The following is a 13,084-nucleotide window of genomic DNA, read 5'->3' as shown; positions in this document are numbered from 1 at the left end:
CCATGTACTGGATATATAATGTATTGCTCATATTTTATTGGATTGGCTTGATTCCGGTCATTTTATACCGTCTCGCCTTTGAAGATGGATTTTATGAGCGTATCAAACAGAGTGCAGGCTATATGCCCGCCTCATTACTAAAGAAAATTGAAGGACGTCGTGCTATTTGGATTCATGCTGCTTCTGTAGGGGAAATTGTAGCAACTAGTCCATTAGTAAAAGAGGTAAAAAAGGAATTTCCTGAAGCCGTTGTGGTCGTATCTGTCGTAACTGCTACAGGTCATGCAATGGCACATCGCATTATTCCTGAGGCAGAAGGTATTATTTTCTTCCCTCTTGATTTGCCTTATTTAACACGTAAGATTTTGCATATTATTAAACCTATTGCTATCTTACTTGTAGAAACAGAAATTTGGCCAAATTTCTTGCGCATTGCGCAATCAGAAAATATTCCTGTTATGATGGTTAATGGGCGAATTTCTGATCGTAGTATGAAACGTTATAAATATATTAGTGCGTTCACAAAAGAAATGTTGCGTTCTATTGAACGTTTTTGTATGCAATCTAAGTTTGATGCAGCACATATTGAAGTGTTAGGAGCTCATACACCAGATATTACCGTAACAGGGAATATGAAGTACGACCAAACGTACGCTACTGTATCAAACGAAGAAAAACAATCTCTTCTTGAAGAGTTTGGCTTTGGTAATAATCATCCTATAATTATTGCTGGTAGTACACATAAGGGTGAGGAAGAAACAATATTTGAGACCTTTAAACAAGTATTACAAGAATACCCTCAAGCTCGTTTACTAATTGCGCCTCGTGAGATATATCGCGGTCATGATGTTCAAAATTTAGCGAAGCGTTATGAATTAAATGCTATTTGTCGTAGTGATATGACAGAGCCAGTTCATGAAGGAATACCTGTAGTTGTTTTGGATACTATTGGCGAACTCGGTCGTTTATATAGCTTAGGGGATATTATTTTTGTTGGTGGTTCTCTTGTGAAAACTGGGGGTCATAATATTCTCGAACCGGCAGCACATGGTAAACCAATTCTTGTAGGACCATATATGTTCAATTTCAAAGAGATTTTCGCTTTATTACATTCTCGTCATGCTTGTGAGCAGGTGAAGAATGGTAAAGAATTAACTGATATGGTATTGCGATTATGTGAGGATAAGGATTTATCAACGGAAATGGGTCAAAACTGTCTTGATATTATTCGTGAAAATCGCGGTGCTACACAACGTAATACACAAGAGTTACGTCAGTTATTTGAAAAACACCATATTATTCCATAAGCTAGATATAATTTATTAGATTCATCTATGATGTTACATAATAGGAGGAGTCACCTATGAGTGGGGAAGCATTATTTAAATCCATCGTTAGTGGTGAGAATCAATCCATATTAGGTGATATAGCTCGTTCCAGCTTGGGCTTTCTAAGTAAAGGTTACGAAAAGGCTGTATCAATACGAAACGCTCGATTTGATGCGGGAAAAGGGGTTACTAAAGTTACCGTTCCGGTTATCAGTGTCGGTAATATTACTGCCGGTGGTACAGGTAAAACCCCAATGGTGAGATTTATATGTGATGTGCTCGCACGAAAAGGACTCCATCCTACTGTGCTTAGTCGTGGCTATCGAGCTGAGGACAATAAGAAAAATATAATTATTTCTAAAGATGGTGCCATGTTGGTAGAGCCATTTATTAGTGGTGATGAAGCTTGGTTGTTGGCCAAAGTATTGCAAAAGTCTAATGTGATCATTGGCCGTGAACGGGCTAAATCTGCAGAAATTGCTATAAATGAGCTCGGTGCAGATTGTTTAGTTATGGATGACGGCTTTCAACATCGCGCATTAGCTCGAGATATTGATATTGTTCTTATTGATGCTTCTAATCCATTTGGTTATGACCATGTATTACCCCGTGGTTTATTACGAGAACCGCTTAGTGGCTTACAGAGAGCTAGTATTATTGTTCTTACCAAGGTGGATCAAGTGGCACCAGGTGTTGTTTCAGGTATCCGTAAGCGTTTAGCTCATATGCTTCCCAATACACCTGTATATGAAACAATCCACAAGCCTCAATGTATGTATACATTAGATGAGTGGGCCAACGGAGAAAATGGGTCTCCCGTCGATACATATCAAAAGCATCGAATCATGGCGGTTAGTGGTATTGGGAACCCTCAATCCTTTACACAAACATTGACCGATATCGGATATAATGTGGTCCATACAATGCCATTTGGTGATCATCATAATTTCGAAAATGATGATGTTGTAGATATTTGGAAAGAGGCATTTGCTCATCAAGCAGATGCTATTTGTATCACGGAGAAGGATGCGGTGAAGTTAAGTCAATTGCATGCAATTGAAGACTTGAAAATGCCGATTCTAGTGCTATCTATTGGAATTGAGTTCATCTCTGAAAAACAAGAATTCATAGAAAATTTAGAGATTTAGTGTATAATAATTAGATACACGAATAACAGAAATGGGGGATTATTGTGAAGTTTGGATGCGTTATTCCTGCTCGTTATGGTTCTACAAGATTACCAGGAAAACCACTAGCGGATATAGCAGGTAAACCAATGATTGAACGTGTTTATGCAAGAGTGTCACAAGCGACAAAAACTGAGTGTACTATTGTTGCTACAGATGATGAACGTGTATATTCTGCAGTTCAAAACTTTGGAGGTTCTGTTATGATGACAGACCCTAATCACCCTACCGGAACTGATCGATTAGCCGAGGTTGCTAATCATTATACAGACTTAGATGTCATTATTAATGTTCAAGGTGATGAACCTATGATTGAGCCAAAACTTATTGATGAATTGGCCCAACTTTTTGAAGAAGATCCAAACTTACAAATGGCAACTGTAGCCACTCCTTTATTAGAGGATGAATACGATGAACCATCAGCTGTAAAGGTTATTTTAAATAATCGCAATGATGCGATGTATTTTTCTAGATCATTAATTCCGTATCCACGTCATGATTTTGTACGTGCGCCGTTAAAACATATTGGCATCTATGCATATCGTAGAGATTTCTTATTAAACTATGCAAAGATGGAACCAACACCAGCGGAGCAAACCGAATCGTTAGAGCAATTGCGCGCTCTTGAAAATGGCTATACTATTCGTGTTATTCTTACAGATAAACGATTTATCGGTGTTGATACACCGGAAGACTTAGCTCGTGTAAATGCAATTTACGAGCAAGAGGAGAAATAAATGAAAACAGTTCAAATTAAAGATATTACAGTCGGTGGCGGTAAAGGTCTTTTTGTCCTTGCTGGACCTTGTGTTATTGAAGATTATGACCGTACATTGGCTATTGGCAAACGAGCAAAAGAAATTTGTGAACGCTTAGGAGTTCCATATATCTTTAAAGCTTCTTTCGATAAGGCTAACCGTTCTAGCTACGGTTCTTTCCGTGGACCAGGTCTTGAGGAAGGTCTAAAAATCCTTGCTTCTATTAAAAAAGAACTCAATGTACCAGTTGTAAGTGATATTCACTCTATAGAACAAATCGAACCAGCGGCAGAAGTATTGGATGTTTTACAAATTCCAGCTTTCTTATGTCGTCAAACAGACCTTGTATATGGTGCAGCTAAAACTGGCAAATGTGTAAATGTGAAAAAAGGTCAATTTATGGCACCTAAAGATATGGAAAATGTCTTAAATAAAATGAAAGAAACAGGCAATGAAAATCTTATGCTTACAGAGCGTGGATTTAGCTTTGGCTATAACAATCTCGTTGTAGATATGAGATCTTTCCCAATTATGCGTTCTTTCGATTATCCAGTAGTATTCGATGCTACACATAGCGTTCAATTACCTGGTGGCGCAGGTACTAAATCTAGTGGTAATCGCGAATTTGTACCAAACTTGGCTCGTGCCGCTGTTGCAAGTGGTGTAGATGGTCTATTCTTTGAAGTACATGATAATCCAGAGGAAGCCTTATCCGATGGTCCAAACATGTTATACTTAGATAATTTTGAAGCTTTGCTACGAGATTTAGTAGCTATTGATAAAATCGTAAAAGGTTAGGGGCGGTATTTGTGACTATTTTAGAACAAGCAGCACAGGTACTTCATGAGGAAGCACGTGCTATTGAGGAATTAAGTTCTCGTTTGGATCACAATTTTGTAAATGCTGTAAATATGATTTTGGCTTGTAAGGGCCGTGTAGTATGTACTGGTATGGGAAAATCTGGTCATATTGGTCGCAAAATTGCGGCTACCTTGGCTAGTACTGGTACACCGGCACTTTTCATGCATCCTGGTGAAGGTGTGCATGGCGACCTAGGTATGATTACAGAAGATGATGTAGTATTAGCTTTTTCCAATAGTGGTGAAACAGGCGAAATCATCAGTATCTTACCATCCTTACGTCGCATAGGTGCAAAATTAATTTGTGTTGTAGGTAAACCAGAATCTACATTAGCTAAGAATTCTGATATTGTATTGCTAGCTGAAGTAGAACGTGAAGCTTGCCCATTGGGGTTAGCGCCAACTACAAGTACTACTGTTGCTTTAGCATTAGGTGATGCCTTAGCAGTATGCTTATTAGAACGACATCACTTTACACCAGAAAACTTTGCTGTATTCCATCCAGGTGGTTCTCTTGGTCGCAAATTATTGTTGACCGTAGAAAATATTATGCATGGTGGTGAAGATAACCCTACGGTGTTTAAAGGTGCAACAGTGCGAGATGCACTCTTTGTAATGACCGAAAAAGGTTTAGGTGCTACTAATGTTATTGATGAAGAAGGTCACTTATTAGGCCTTGTTACCGATGGTGATGTGCGCCGCGGATTAGATTCTGGTAGTAATTTCCTAGAATGGCCTGTAGAGGATATGATGACCTCTATGCCTCGTACGATTACAAAGGACAAATTAGCGGCTGAAGCTCTTCATTTAATGGAGAAAAATCAACCACGCCCTATTACGGTGTTACCAGTTGTAGATACAGATAATAAATGTCTAGGCATTGTTCATATTACAGATTTATTGCGTAGAGGCATTGTATAATGAATATTCAATGGATTGTTCTTGATGTTGATGGCGTGCTATCTGATGGTACTCTAATCTATACATCAAGTGGAGAAGAGCTTAAGTCTTTCTCTGTAAAAGATGGCCTAGGATTAACGGCAGCTCGAAAAGTAGGACTTAAGCTTGCCATCATCACAGCACGGATATCTCCTATGGTTGAGCGACGTGCTAAGGAGCTTCATTTTGATGCATTGCTTATGGGGCATGCCAATAAGACAGAAGCATTAAGAACCCTTTGTGAAGAGCATCAAATCAATTTAGAAGAGATTGCTTATATGGGGGATGACCTAAATGATTTAGGGGCACTCCAAATCGTAGGTTTACCAATGGCGCCAAACAATGCGGTACCAGAGGTCAAAGAATTAGCTAAATTTATATCTACTGTCAATGGAGGCCATGGTGCCGTTAGAGAGGCTGTAGAATATATCTTGAAAAATCAAGGTCTATGGGAAACTGTTGTAGCAGACTATGCACGAGAGGCCCATGCTCATGGACAATAAAGGAGGTGGGCAGAATGAATAACGAATGGCAATACCATTTAGTTAAAGGCATTAGCTGGCTCGTTTGCCGACTGCCATATAAGCTCATTTTGCTCATAGGCGCTAGTTTAGGACCAGTATATGGTCTCATAGCGAAGAAGCAAAAACTTAGAGGTATAAAAAACATAAAGATTGGCATGAACATGAATGATCAAGAGGCAGAGCAATTAATTGAAAAGTTGTTCAAAAATCTTGGCCGTAGTGTTATGGAAGTCTTATATATGCCAAACCTGACAAAGTCTTTTATCAATAAACATATTGAAATGCGAGGCGTAGAACATTTAGAAAAAGCTATCGCTGAAGATAAAGGTATAATTGTTCTTACTGGACATGTTGGCAACTGGGAATGGATGGGGGCTGCTATGGCGGCTCATGGTTATCCATCCACTACTATTGTTAAGAAACAGCCTAATGCTCAATTTACACGTCTTATGAATGAATATCGTGAGATGGTGGGCCTTGATGTGTTTGCTAGTGGTGGCAATGAAATCGTTTCTGCTGCTAAAGCATTAAAAAAGAAAAAATTACTTGGTTTTTTAGCTGACCAAGATGGCTATATACATGGTTTACCGATTCCATTTTTAGGCCAAGATTCCTCGGCAGTTATTGGTCCTGCTACGTTTGCAAGAAAATTTGGCTCTCCAGTAGTTCCAATTTTTGCATCTCGAAAACCAGAAGGTGGTCATATTGTTCACATTCTACCAGCCTTACATTATATAGATACAGGTGATGAAGATGCAGATATGTATCGTCTAACTGAGGAATGTGTACGTGTTACAGAAGACTTTATTCGTGAGCATCCAGATGAGTGGCTATGGTTCCAACATCGCTGGATGACTAAGATGGATCAAATTATTGATTATGATAAGAAGGTAGCTGCACGGGAGAGGGCACATGAAAAACAATAAAAAATTAATTGCCATAGTGGCCGCCATAGTGTTGGCTCTGATTGGTCTTATCGTATATATTATGAAAGACTCTAGTGATGTTGGTACCACTCAAAATCAGAATGGTCAACTCGTTAATTTCCAAGGTGCTGACCTACAAGAGGAAAAGGATGGCAAATTAGTGTGGGCCTTATCAGCTGAAAAGATTGAATATGACCCACGGACAAAGGCCATCGTTTTGACTAATTTGAAGGGTCTTTTCTATCAAGATGATGTGACCACTACTATTACAGCTCCTCATGCTGTATTGACGGGGGACCGCAATTCTCTTGATATCGACCAAGGCGTTACAGCTACCAATACAGAAGGTGCAGAATTTAAAACAGAAGCCCTTCACTTTGATAACAAAACGAAAACGTTGACATCTAAGACGGCTTTTACTTATAACAGTAAGGATGTAACTATTACAGGCGATAAGCTTGAAGGTAATATGGCTTTGAAAATTATTAAAGCCATTGGCAACGCAAAATTAACGAAGAAGTAATTGAGGGGAAATATGATGAATAAGAAAAAACAGATTGGTATGGCTATTTTGGCTGTACTCATGACAGCATCTGTTACAGCTTGGGCTGCAAATGACCCATTGACTATTAGCGCTGATACGTTGTCTTATGATGGCAATACAGGTCGTGCTGATGCAACCGGTAATGTTGTTATTACTCAAGCTGATAAAACTATGACTGGTGCCAATGGTTGGTACAACACAAAAACTCAAGAAGCAAGTCTTGAAGGTGGTGTATCTTTGATTGGTTCTGATATGGCTATGTCTGCACAATCAGTGCACAGCTACAATAATAATAAATTTACTGCTAATGGCGGTGTTCATTTACAACGTAGTGATCGTCAAATTTTTGGCGATAAAGTTGAATATAATACAGATACAGAATATGGCCTTGTATCTGGCAACGCTCGTTTAATTGCAGAAGGTACTACATTAACAGGTAATCAAGTAGAAGGTTGGCTAAAAGAAATTCGCGCAGTAGCACAAGGGGATGTGACATTCTCTAATCCAGAACGAAATGTATCTGGTTCTGCAGAACGAGCTACCTATACACAAACACCAAATCAAAATGATGGAGTTGTACTCTTATCTGGCTCTGCTCATGCTGTTCAAAACGGTAATGTACTTAATGCACCAGAGCTTAAGATTCGCCTTGCTGATGATTCTGCTGAAACATTAGGTGGTCGTAGTACGCTTATCATTGTTCCAAATCAATAAGGATTAAATATGTATATAGAAACCAAAAACTTAGTCAAAACCTTTAACGGGCGCAACGTAGTAGACGGGGTTAGTCTACGCGTTGATAAGGGGCAAGTCGTTGGGCTCCTAGGTCCTAATGGGGCAGGGAAAACTACATCATTCTATATGATTGTTGGCATTGAACGACCTAGTTCAGGTATCATTACCGTTGATGGCAAGGATATTACGAATATTCCAATGTATAAACGCGCTGCTGAAGGTATTGGGTATCTTCCGCAAGAAGCATCAATTTTTCGCTCTATGACTGTTGAGGATAATATTCGAGCAATGTTACAGACAACATCGAAGAAATCTGATGAAATTGAAGCTATAGTGGAATCCCTCATTGAAGAATTTCATATTGGTCATGTTCGGGATCGTATGGGGATGCAGCTATCTGGTGGTGAACGCCGTCGTGTAGAAATCGCTCGTTGTCTTGCGTTAGAACCGAATTTTATTCTTCTCGATGAACCTTTTGCTGGCGTCGACCCTATCGCGGTTGCTGACATTCAACAAATCATTTTGCATGTAAAAAATCGCGGTATTGGTATCTTGATTACAGATCACAATGTGCGTGAAACATTGGGGATTGTAGATAAGGCTTATATTTTAAGTAGTGGTAAGATCCTCCTAGAAGGCACCCCTGAAGAAATTGCAAACGACCCAATCGCTCGTGAGCATTACTTAGGGGATAACTTTAGATTATAGGAGGGGACTATGAGATTATTAGATAAATATATATTAAAAGCCTTTGTAGGTCCATTCCTATTTGGGGTATTTGCTTTTACCAGTATTTTTATTGGCACAGGCACATTGTTTAGAATTGCTCAATATATTACTGAATATGGGGCACCGCTAGTTCTCGTTATGAAAGCTTTTGTGTTGGCATTACCAAGCATTGTTATCTTAACATTCCCAATGTCAGTACTATTGGCTTCACTTATGACCTTTAGTCGCTTGAGTAGTACTAGTGAGATTGTTGTTATGCGTGCCGGTGGTCTTAGCTTTTTACGCTTAGCGATGCCTGTATACATTATTGCCCTTATCATCTCAATTGGAGCTGTTGCGTTTAATGAATTTGTTGTGCCTCGTACGAATAATATGTATCAAACGATTGTGCGCGAACAGATTATGAAAAATGCATCACCTCAAACACAAAATCATATCGTTTTAAAAACAATGAATGGTAATGATTTAGGTACATTGATGTATGCTAAAAGCTACAATGCAGAGACTAAAAAGTTGAGCATGATTACGGTGCAACAATTTGGTGAAGGTGGTAAGCTACAACAAGTTGAGAATGCAGATACTGCCGTTTGGAATGGTCAATATTGGGTAATGCAAAACGGCATCATTTATGATATTTCCGCCGGTGATGGTGTAGAACGTACAATGAAGTTCAAGGAGCAATCCTTACCAATTAAGTCTGCACCAAAGGATATCCAACAAGATCAACGTAAACCTGAAGAACTAACAATCAAAGAATTACGTCATCAAATCAAAGCGTATAAGGCGGCTTATACGAATGCCAATAAACTAGAAATGGAAATGTACCAACGTTTTACAATTCCTTTGGCTAGCTTTGTATTTGCTCTTGTAGGTGCTCCATTAGGTCTTCAAAAGCAACGTTCTAGCTCATCTATTGGTTTTGGTATTAGTATTTTAATCATCTTTATTTATTATGGGGTGATGACATTTGCTGGTGCATTAGGTAAAGGTGGTGCATTGCCAACCGTATTTGCTGCATTAATTCCAGATACATTAGGCATCATTGCTGGCCTATATTTGAATTGGCGTGTATCTAAGTAACCTAGTATATAAAGAAATAAATTTGATTTACGAAATAGCATATTTTCGAATCCAATAATTGTGTAATCTTATGAAAGGAGGGACTCGATGTTAGTAGGTGTTAAAATATTAGTTATTATCGCCCTTATGGGTGGACTTATTGCCTACATGGGGGATAAGTTAGGCACCAAAGTTGGTAAGCGTCGCATGTCCCTCTTTGGATTAAGGCCTAAGCATACATCGATTATTGTTACTATCGTAACGGGATTGTTAGTTGCAGCTGCTACAGTAGGTGTATTAACTATTACATCTCAAAGTGTACGAACAGCACTCTTTGGGATGGATCAGTTGCGAGCAGATATGAAGCAACTTAATGATGAGGTAGCTGCTAAGACGCAAGAGCTTATTCGAGGACAAGCATTGCTTGAGCAAAATAAGCAAGAATTAGCAGAACGAATGGCTGAAATAGAGCAAATTCGTAAAGAGGTTGATGCAACTAAGGCTGAGTTGGCTAGTGCACAAGCGGCTAAAGATGCGACTGAAGCTGAGTTAGCTACACTTCAAGCTTCATATGATGAAGTATCTAAAAAATTAGCTGATTTAGAGGCTACAAGAGCCAAGATGGAAGCTCATATTAAGGATTTACAGACAACGCAAGAACAGTTGCAAAATGGTATTATTCATTTGCGTGAAGGTACAATTCTTTTCCAAGTTGATCAATTATTGGCACAAGCTGTTGTTCGACCTGGTTTGAGTGAAGAAGATAGCAATGCAGCCATCAAAAATATTATTGATGATACAAATAAATTGGTATTACGTCGTCTTGGCATAGAAGATCAAGGTCAGGCTGTTGTATATGTAGATCGTCAGAATATTGAGGTAGCTACACAAAAGCTTAATAGTGCAAAGACTCCAATGGTGGTTCAAGTGGTTGCTGCTGGAAATATTATTGCTGGTGAACCAGCGGTAGCAGTTATCCAAGTTTACCCACAACAATTTATTTATAAAAATGGGGAAGTAATTCATTCTGCTGTAATGGATGGTGGACCTAACGCTCAATCTGCTATGCTTCAATTCTTAAAGCAAGTAAATGAAAAGGCAAGAGAGAAAGGTATTATTCCAGACTCCTTATCTGGTGATATCGGAACGATACCAGGGGATGATTTGTTTACTGCTATTCGTCGTATTGCTACAATGCATGGCAAGGTTCATGTGGAAGCGTATGTTGATGGTGATACATATTCATCTGGTCCTGTACATCTTAAATTACGTATTACTCAAATGCCTGTTTTTAATGATAAGGCTAAAATGCCAGCTTATTAAATTGAATAGTATTTTGGTTTATATACTTTAAACGAAGGTCTTATGTAAATTTTTACATAAGACCTTCGTTTTGTGTTAAAATATAAATGCTGTATTAGAAATGAGGATAGTAATATGACTGATACTACGTACATTTTGGCTGTAGATCCAGGCAATGAAAAAACAGGTGTAGCAATTGTAACACCTTCTGGTACTATGGTATGTCGTAAAATTATTATGACAAAACAGTTCAATGGTGAAATTGAACGTATATTAACTGAATATTATGGTGTTGTTCATATGGTATGTGGAAATGGTACAAATCATAAATATTTATATCCATCTCTCCAACAAATTGGACGAAATCACAGAATTACTACTAGTTTAATTGATGAATCGCATAGTACTGAGGAGGCTCGAAAATTATATTGGCAATATAATTCACCTACAGGGTGGCGTAAGATTATCCCTACGTCTATGCAATTTCCACCAGAGCCTGTAGATGATTTGACTGCTTTTGTTATTGGTTTACGTTATACAAAACAGTTAAACCAAACTGCTAATGATATACAAAATAATATGATGGACTCTAGTGAGTTGGAAGAAAAGAGACTACATGCTATGGAGCAGTTGTACGGTAAAGGAGAAGTGCATGAAAAATGAAGCTTCAACGCATAAGTGGTCAAATTTTATTATGCGTTGCTTAATGATGATCTTAGGGGCTCTAATTTATACTATAGGCTTAGATTTATTTTTAGTACCGAATAGTATCATCGATGGTGGTGTAGTTGGTATTTCCTTGATGGCTGCAGAGCTTTCCGGAATTTCTTTTAGTATTTTCGTCGTACTCTTTAACTTGCCTTTCTTATATATTGGCTATAGAGCTAATGGCAAAAACTTTACTTTCTCTACACTATTTTCTATCGTATGGATGGCAATTTTCTCTACCTTTGCTCATGATTTTACACCTATCACAACAGATCCATTCTTAGGTTCTATCTTTGGTGGTATCATTTTAGGTATTGGGGTAGGCCTCATAATACGTAATGGTGGTTCTTTAGATGGCTCTGAAATTGTGGCAATCATCTTTGATAGACGTTCTACTTTCTCCGTTGGTGAAATCGTAATGGCCATGAATCTCATTATTCTTGGTGCCGCAGGTTTTGTATATAGTTGGAATAGTGCTATGTATTCCTTAATCGCTTATTTCATTGCTTATAAGATGATCGATATTACAATTACAGGCCTTGATGAATCTAAAGGGGTAATGATTATTACAGATGCAGAGAACTCTAAGAATCTTGCAGATGCATTAAATGCGAACCTTAATCGTGGTGTTACAATTATGTATGGTGAAGGGGGCTATTTAAAGCAACCTAAGCATGTTTTATATTCTGTAGTAACAAGACTTGAAATTATGAGGTTAAAAAATACTGTTTATGAAGTAGATCCATCGGCATTTATTACGATTCAAGATGTACATGATGTATTTGGTGGTAGATTTACAAAGAACGGTCATTAAGGGGTTAATATGAGTAATAAAATAGTAAAAGAAATATTAGATTGGATTTATGCCATTGTATTGGCATTAATTATTGCCATGGTAATTCATATTTTCTTGATTCAACCAACACGTGTATCTGGTGAATCAATGGAGGATACATTACACAATGGCCAATATTTAATTGTAACGAAATGGCATCATATTATGAATGAAATGCCAAATTATGGTCAAATTGTAATCATTGATAGTCGTGTTAATCGCGCACGTACTTGGGTAGATGATGTAGAAGAACCATTGATGAACTATGCATCAGTCTTTAATAAAGCTGCTCAAACAAATGATGTATGGGTTAAGCGCGTTATCGGTCGTCCTGGTGATGTATTAGAGTTTAAAGATGGTCATGTATGGCGTAATGGTGAACAATTACAAGAACCATATACCAAAGATACAAAAATGAATTATACACGTTCTACACCTGTTACAGTTCCTGAAGGACATGTATTTGTGATGGGGGATAACCGAAATCATTCTAGTGATAGTCGTTTCATTGGTCCTGTTCCAGTTGATCACGTCCTAGGTTTTGTATCCTATGCAATTTAATGCTTCTAAAAGCCTCTCTATAGTAGTAATTACTATAGAGAGGTTTTTTGTATTTAAATAATGGGGTATTTAAAGCTTAATATTATTAA

The 13,084-nt window shown here is 38.1% G+C and carries 15 protein-coding genes; all 15 read left to right on the top strand.

The genetic code is table 11. The features are described from left to right. The first annotated feature begins 2 nt into the window (after nucleotides 1-2). The 15 genes from VEIS1202513_RS06505 (at nucleotide 3) to lepB (ending at nucleotide 12,995) form a co-directional block, all read left to right on the top strand. The gene (locus VEIS1202513_RS06505) at nucleotides 3-1,307 is read left to right on the top strand and encodes a 3-deoxy-D-manno-octulosonic acid transferase (protein ID WP_213467089.1); all 1,305 of its coding nucleotides are present in this window, start codon (nucleotides 3-5) and stop codon (nucleotides 1,305-1,307) included. Nucleotides 1,308-1,363: 56 nt separating this feature from the next. Then, nucleotides 1,364-2,476: a tetraacyldisaccharide 4'-kinase gene (gene lpxK / locus VEIS1202513_RS06500; RefSeq protein WP_156719783.1), complete on the top strand. Its 1,113-nt coding sequence runs from the start codon at nucleotides 1,364-1,366 to the stop codon at nucleotides 2,474-2,476. 44 nt (nucleotides 2,477-2,520) lie between these two features. Then, complete coding sequence (gene kdsB, locus VEIS1202513_RS06495) at nucleotides 2,521-3,252, top strand: 3-deoxy-manno-octulosonate cytidylyltransferase (RefSeq protein ID WP_105094766.1); 732 nt, start codon at nucleotides 2,521-2,523, stop codon at nucleotides 3,250-3,252. Then, nucleotides 3,253-4,071: a 3-deoxy-8-phosphooctulonate synthase gene (gene kdsA / locus VEIS1202513_RS06490; RefSeq protein ID WP_024065882.1), complete on the top strand. Its 819-nt coding sequence runs from the start codon at nucleotides 3,253-3,255 to the stop codon at nucleotides 4,069-4,071. An 11-nt stretch (nucleotides 4,072-4,082) separates the two neighbouring features. Then, on the top strand, nucleotides 4,083-5,054 hold the full coding sequence (locus tag VEIS1202513_RS06485; protein WP_060924938.1) for a KpsF/GutQ family sugar-phosphate isomerase: 972 nt from the start codon (nucleotides 4,083-4,085) through the stop codon (nucleotides 5,052-5,054). After that, nucleotides 5,054-5,575 (top strand): KdsC family phosphatase, encoded by a 522-nt coding sequence (locus tag VEIS1202513_RS06480; RefSeq protein ID WP_213467087.1) that lies wholly within the window; start codon nucleotides 5,054-5,056, stop codon nucleotides 5,573-5,575. The genes VEIS1202513_RS06485 and VEIS1202513_RS06480 overlap by 1 nt, the downstream gene beginning before the upstream one ends. A gap of 14 nt (nucleotides 5,576-5,589) precedes the next feature. After that, nucleotides 5,590-6,522, top strand: coding sequence for a lysophospholipid acyltransferase family protein (locus tag VEIS1202513_RS06475; protein WP_213467084.1), 933 nt, complete (start codon nucleotides 5,590-5,592; stop codon nucleotides 6,520-6,522). Next, nucleotides 6,509-7,045 (top strand): LPS export ABC transporter periplasmic protein LptC, encoded by a 537-nt coding sequence (lptC, locus tag VEIS1202513_RS06470; protein ID WP_213467082.1) that lies wholly within the window; start codon nucleotides 6,509-6,511, stop codon nucleotides 7,043-7,045. Before VEIS1202513_RS06475 ends, lptC begins: the two co-directional genes overlap by 14 nt. 12 nt (nucleotides 7,046-7,057) lie before the next feature. After that, the gene (locus tag VEIS1202513_RS06465; protein ID WP_105086196.1) at nucleotides 7,058-7,780 is read left to right on the top strand and encodes an LptA/OstA family protein; all 723 of its coding nucleotides are present in this window, start codon (nucleotides 7,058-7,060) and stop codon (nucleotides 7,778-7,780) included. 9 nt (nucleotides 7,781-7,789) lie between these two features. Then, nucleotides 7,790-8,509, top strand: coding sequence for an LPS export ABC transporter ATP-binding protein (gene lptB, locus VEIS1202513_RS06460; RefSeq protein WP_105086197.1), 720 nt, complete (start codon nucleotides 7,790-7,792; stop codon nucleotides 8,507-8,509). A 9-nt stretch (nucleotides 8,510-8,518) separates the two neighbouring features. Beyond that, nucleotides 8,519-9,610: an LptF/LptG family permease gene (locus VEIS1202513_RS06455; RefSeq protein WP_119209191.1), complete on the top strand. Its 1,092-nt coding sequence runs from the start codon at nucleotides 8,519-8,521 to the stop codon at nucleotides 9,608-9,610. A gap of 87 nt (nucleotides 9,611-9,697) precedes the next feature. Continuing rightward, the gene (locus VEIS1202513_RS06450) at nucleotides 9,698-10,912 is read left to right on the top strand and encodes a DUF3084 domain-containing protein (RefSeq protein ID WP_213467081.1); all 1,215 of its coding nucleotides are present in this window, start codon (nucleotides 9,698-9,700) and stop codon (nucleotides 10,910-10,912) included. A 114-nt stretch (nucleotides 10,913-11,026) separates the two neighbouring features. Continuing rightward, nucleotides 11,027-11,554 carry a RuvC family protein gene (locus VEIS1202513_RS06445; RefSeq protein ID WP_105086200.1) on the top strand — a complete coding sequence of 176 codons (528 nt, stop codon included), beginning with the start codon at nucleotides 11,027-11,029 and terminating at the stop codon, nucleotides 11,552-11,554. Continuing rightward, the gene (locus VEIS1202513_RS06440) at nucleotides 11,544-12,413 is read left to right on the top strand and encodes a YitT family protein (protein ID WP_105090307.1); all 870 of its coding nucleotides are present in this window, start codon (nucleotides 11,544-11,546) and stop codon (nucleotides 12,411-12,413) included. The genes VEIS1202513_RS06445 and VEIS1202513_RS06440 overlap by 11 nt, the downstream gene beginning before the upstream one ends. Before the next feature lie 9 nt (nucleotides 12,414-12,422). After that, complete coding sequence (lepB, locus tag VEIS1202513_RS06435) at nucleotides 12,423-12,995, top strand: signal peptidase I (RefSeq protein ID WP_213467080.1); 573 nt, start codon at nucleotides 12,423-12,425, stop codon at nucleotides 12,993-12,995. Nucleotides 12,996-13,084 lie beyond the last annotated feature (89 nt).

This window comes from Veillonella orientalis (genome assembly GCF_018406505.1).
Lineage (GTDB): Bacteria > Bacillota > Negativicutes > Veillonellales > Veillonellaceae > Veillonella > Veillonella nakazawae.
Note: the sequence above shows the minus strand (reverse complement) of the source record. Positions and strands in the feature narration are given on the sequence as shown.

Coding starts and splice junctions, on each gene's coding strand:
- VEIS1202513_RS06505 (WP_213467089.1), top strand. CDS start 3: ATGTACTGGATATATAATGTATTGCTCATATTTTATTGGATTGGCTTG.
- lpxK (WP_156719783.1), top strand. CDS start 1,364: ATGAGTGGGGAAGCATTATTTAAATCCATCGTTAGTGGTGAGAATCAA.
- kdsA (WP_024065882.1), top strand. CDS start 3,253: ATGAAAACAGTTCAAATTAAAGATATTACAGTCGGTGGCGGTAAAGGT.
- VEIS1202513_RS06480 (WP_213467087.1), top strand. CDS start 5,054: ATGAATATTCAATGGATTGTTCTTGATGTTGATGGCGTGCTATCTGAT.
- VEIS1202513_RS06475 (WP_213467084.1), top strand. CDS start 5,590: ATGAATAACGAATGGCAATACCATTTAGTTAAAGGCATTAGCTGGCTC.
- lptC (WP_213467082.1), top strand. CDS start 6,509: ATGAAAAACAATAAAAAATTAATTGCCATAGTGGCCGCCATAGTGTTG.
- VEIS1202513_RS06465 (WP_105086196.1), top strand. CDS start 7,058: ATGATGAATAAGAAAAAACAGATTGGTATGGCTATTTTGGCTGTACTC.
- lptB (WP_105086197.1), top strand. CDS start 7,790: ATGTATATAGAAACCAAAAACTTAGTCAAAACCTTTAACGGGCGCAAC.
- VEIS1202513_RS06455 (WP_119209191.1), top strand. CDS start 8,519: ATGAGATTATTAGATAAATATATATTAAAAGCCTTTGTAGGTCCATTC.
- VEIS1202513_RS06450 (WP_213467081.1), top strand. CDS start 9,698: ATGTTAGTAGGTGTTAAAATATTAGTTATTATCGCCCTTATGGGTGGA.
- VEIS1202513_RS06445 (WP_105086200.1), top strand. CDS start 11,027: ATGACTGATACTACGTACATTTTGGCTGTAGATCCAGGCAATGAAAAA.
- VEIS1202513_RS06440 (WP_105090307.1), top strand. CDS start 11,544: ATGAAAAATGAAGCTTCAACGCATAAGTGGTCAAATTTTATTATGCGT.
- lepB (WP_213467080.1), top strand. CDS start 12,423: ATGAGTAATAAAATAGTAAAAGAAATATTAGATTGGATTTATGCCATT.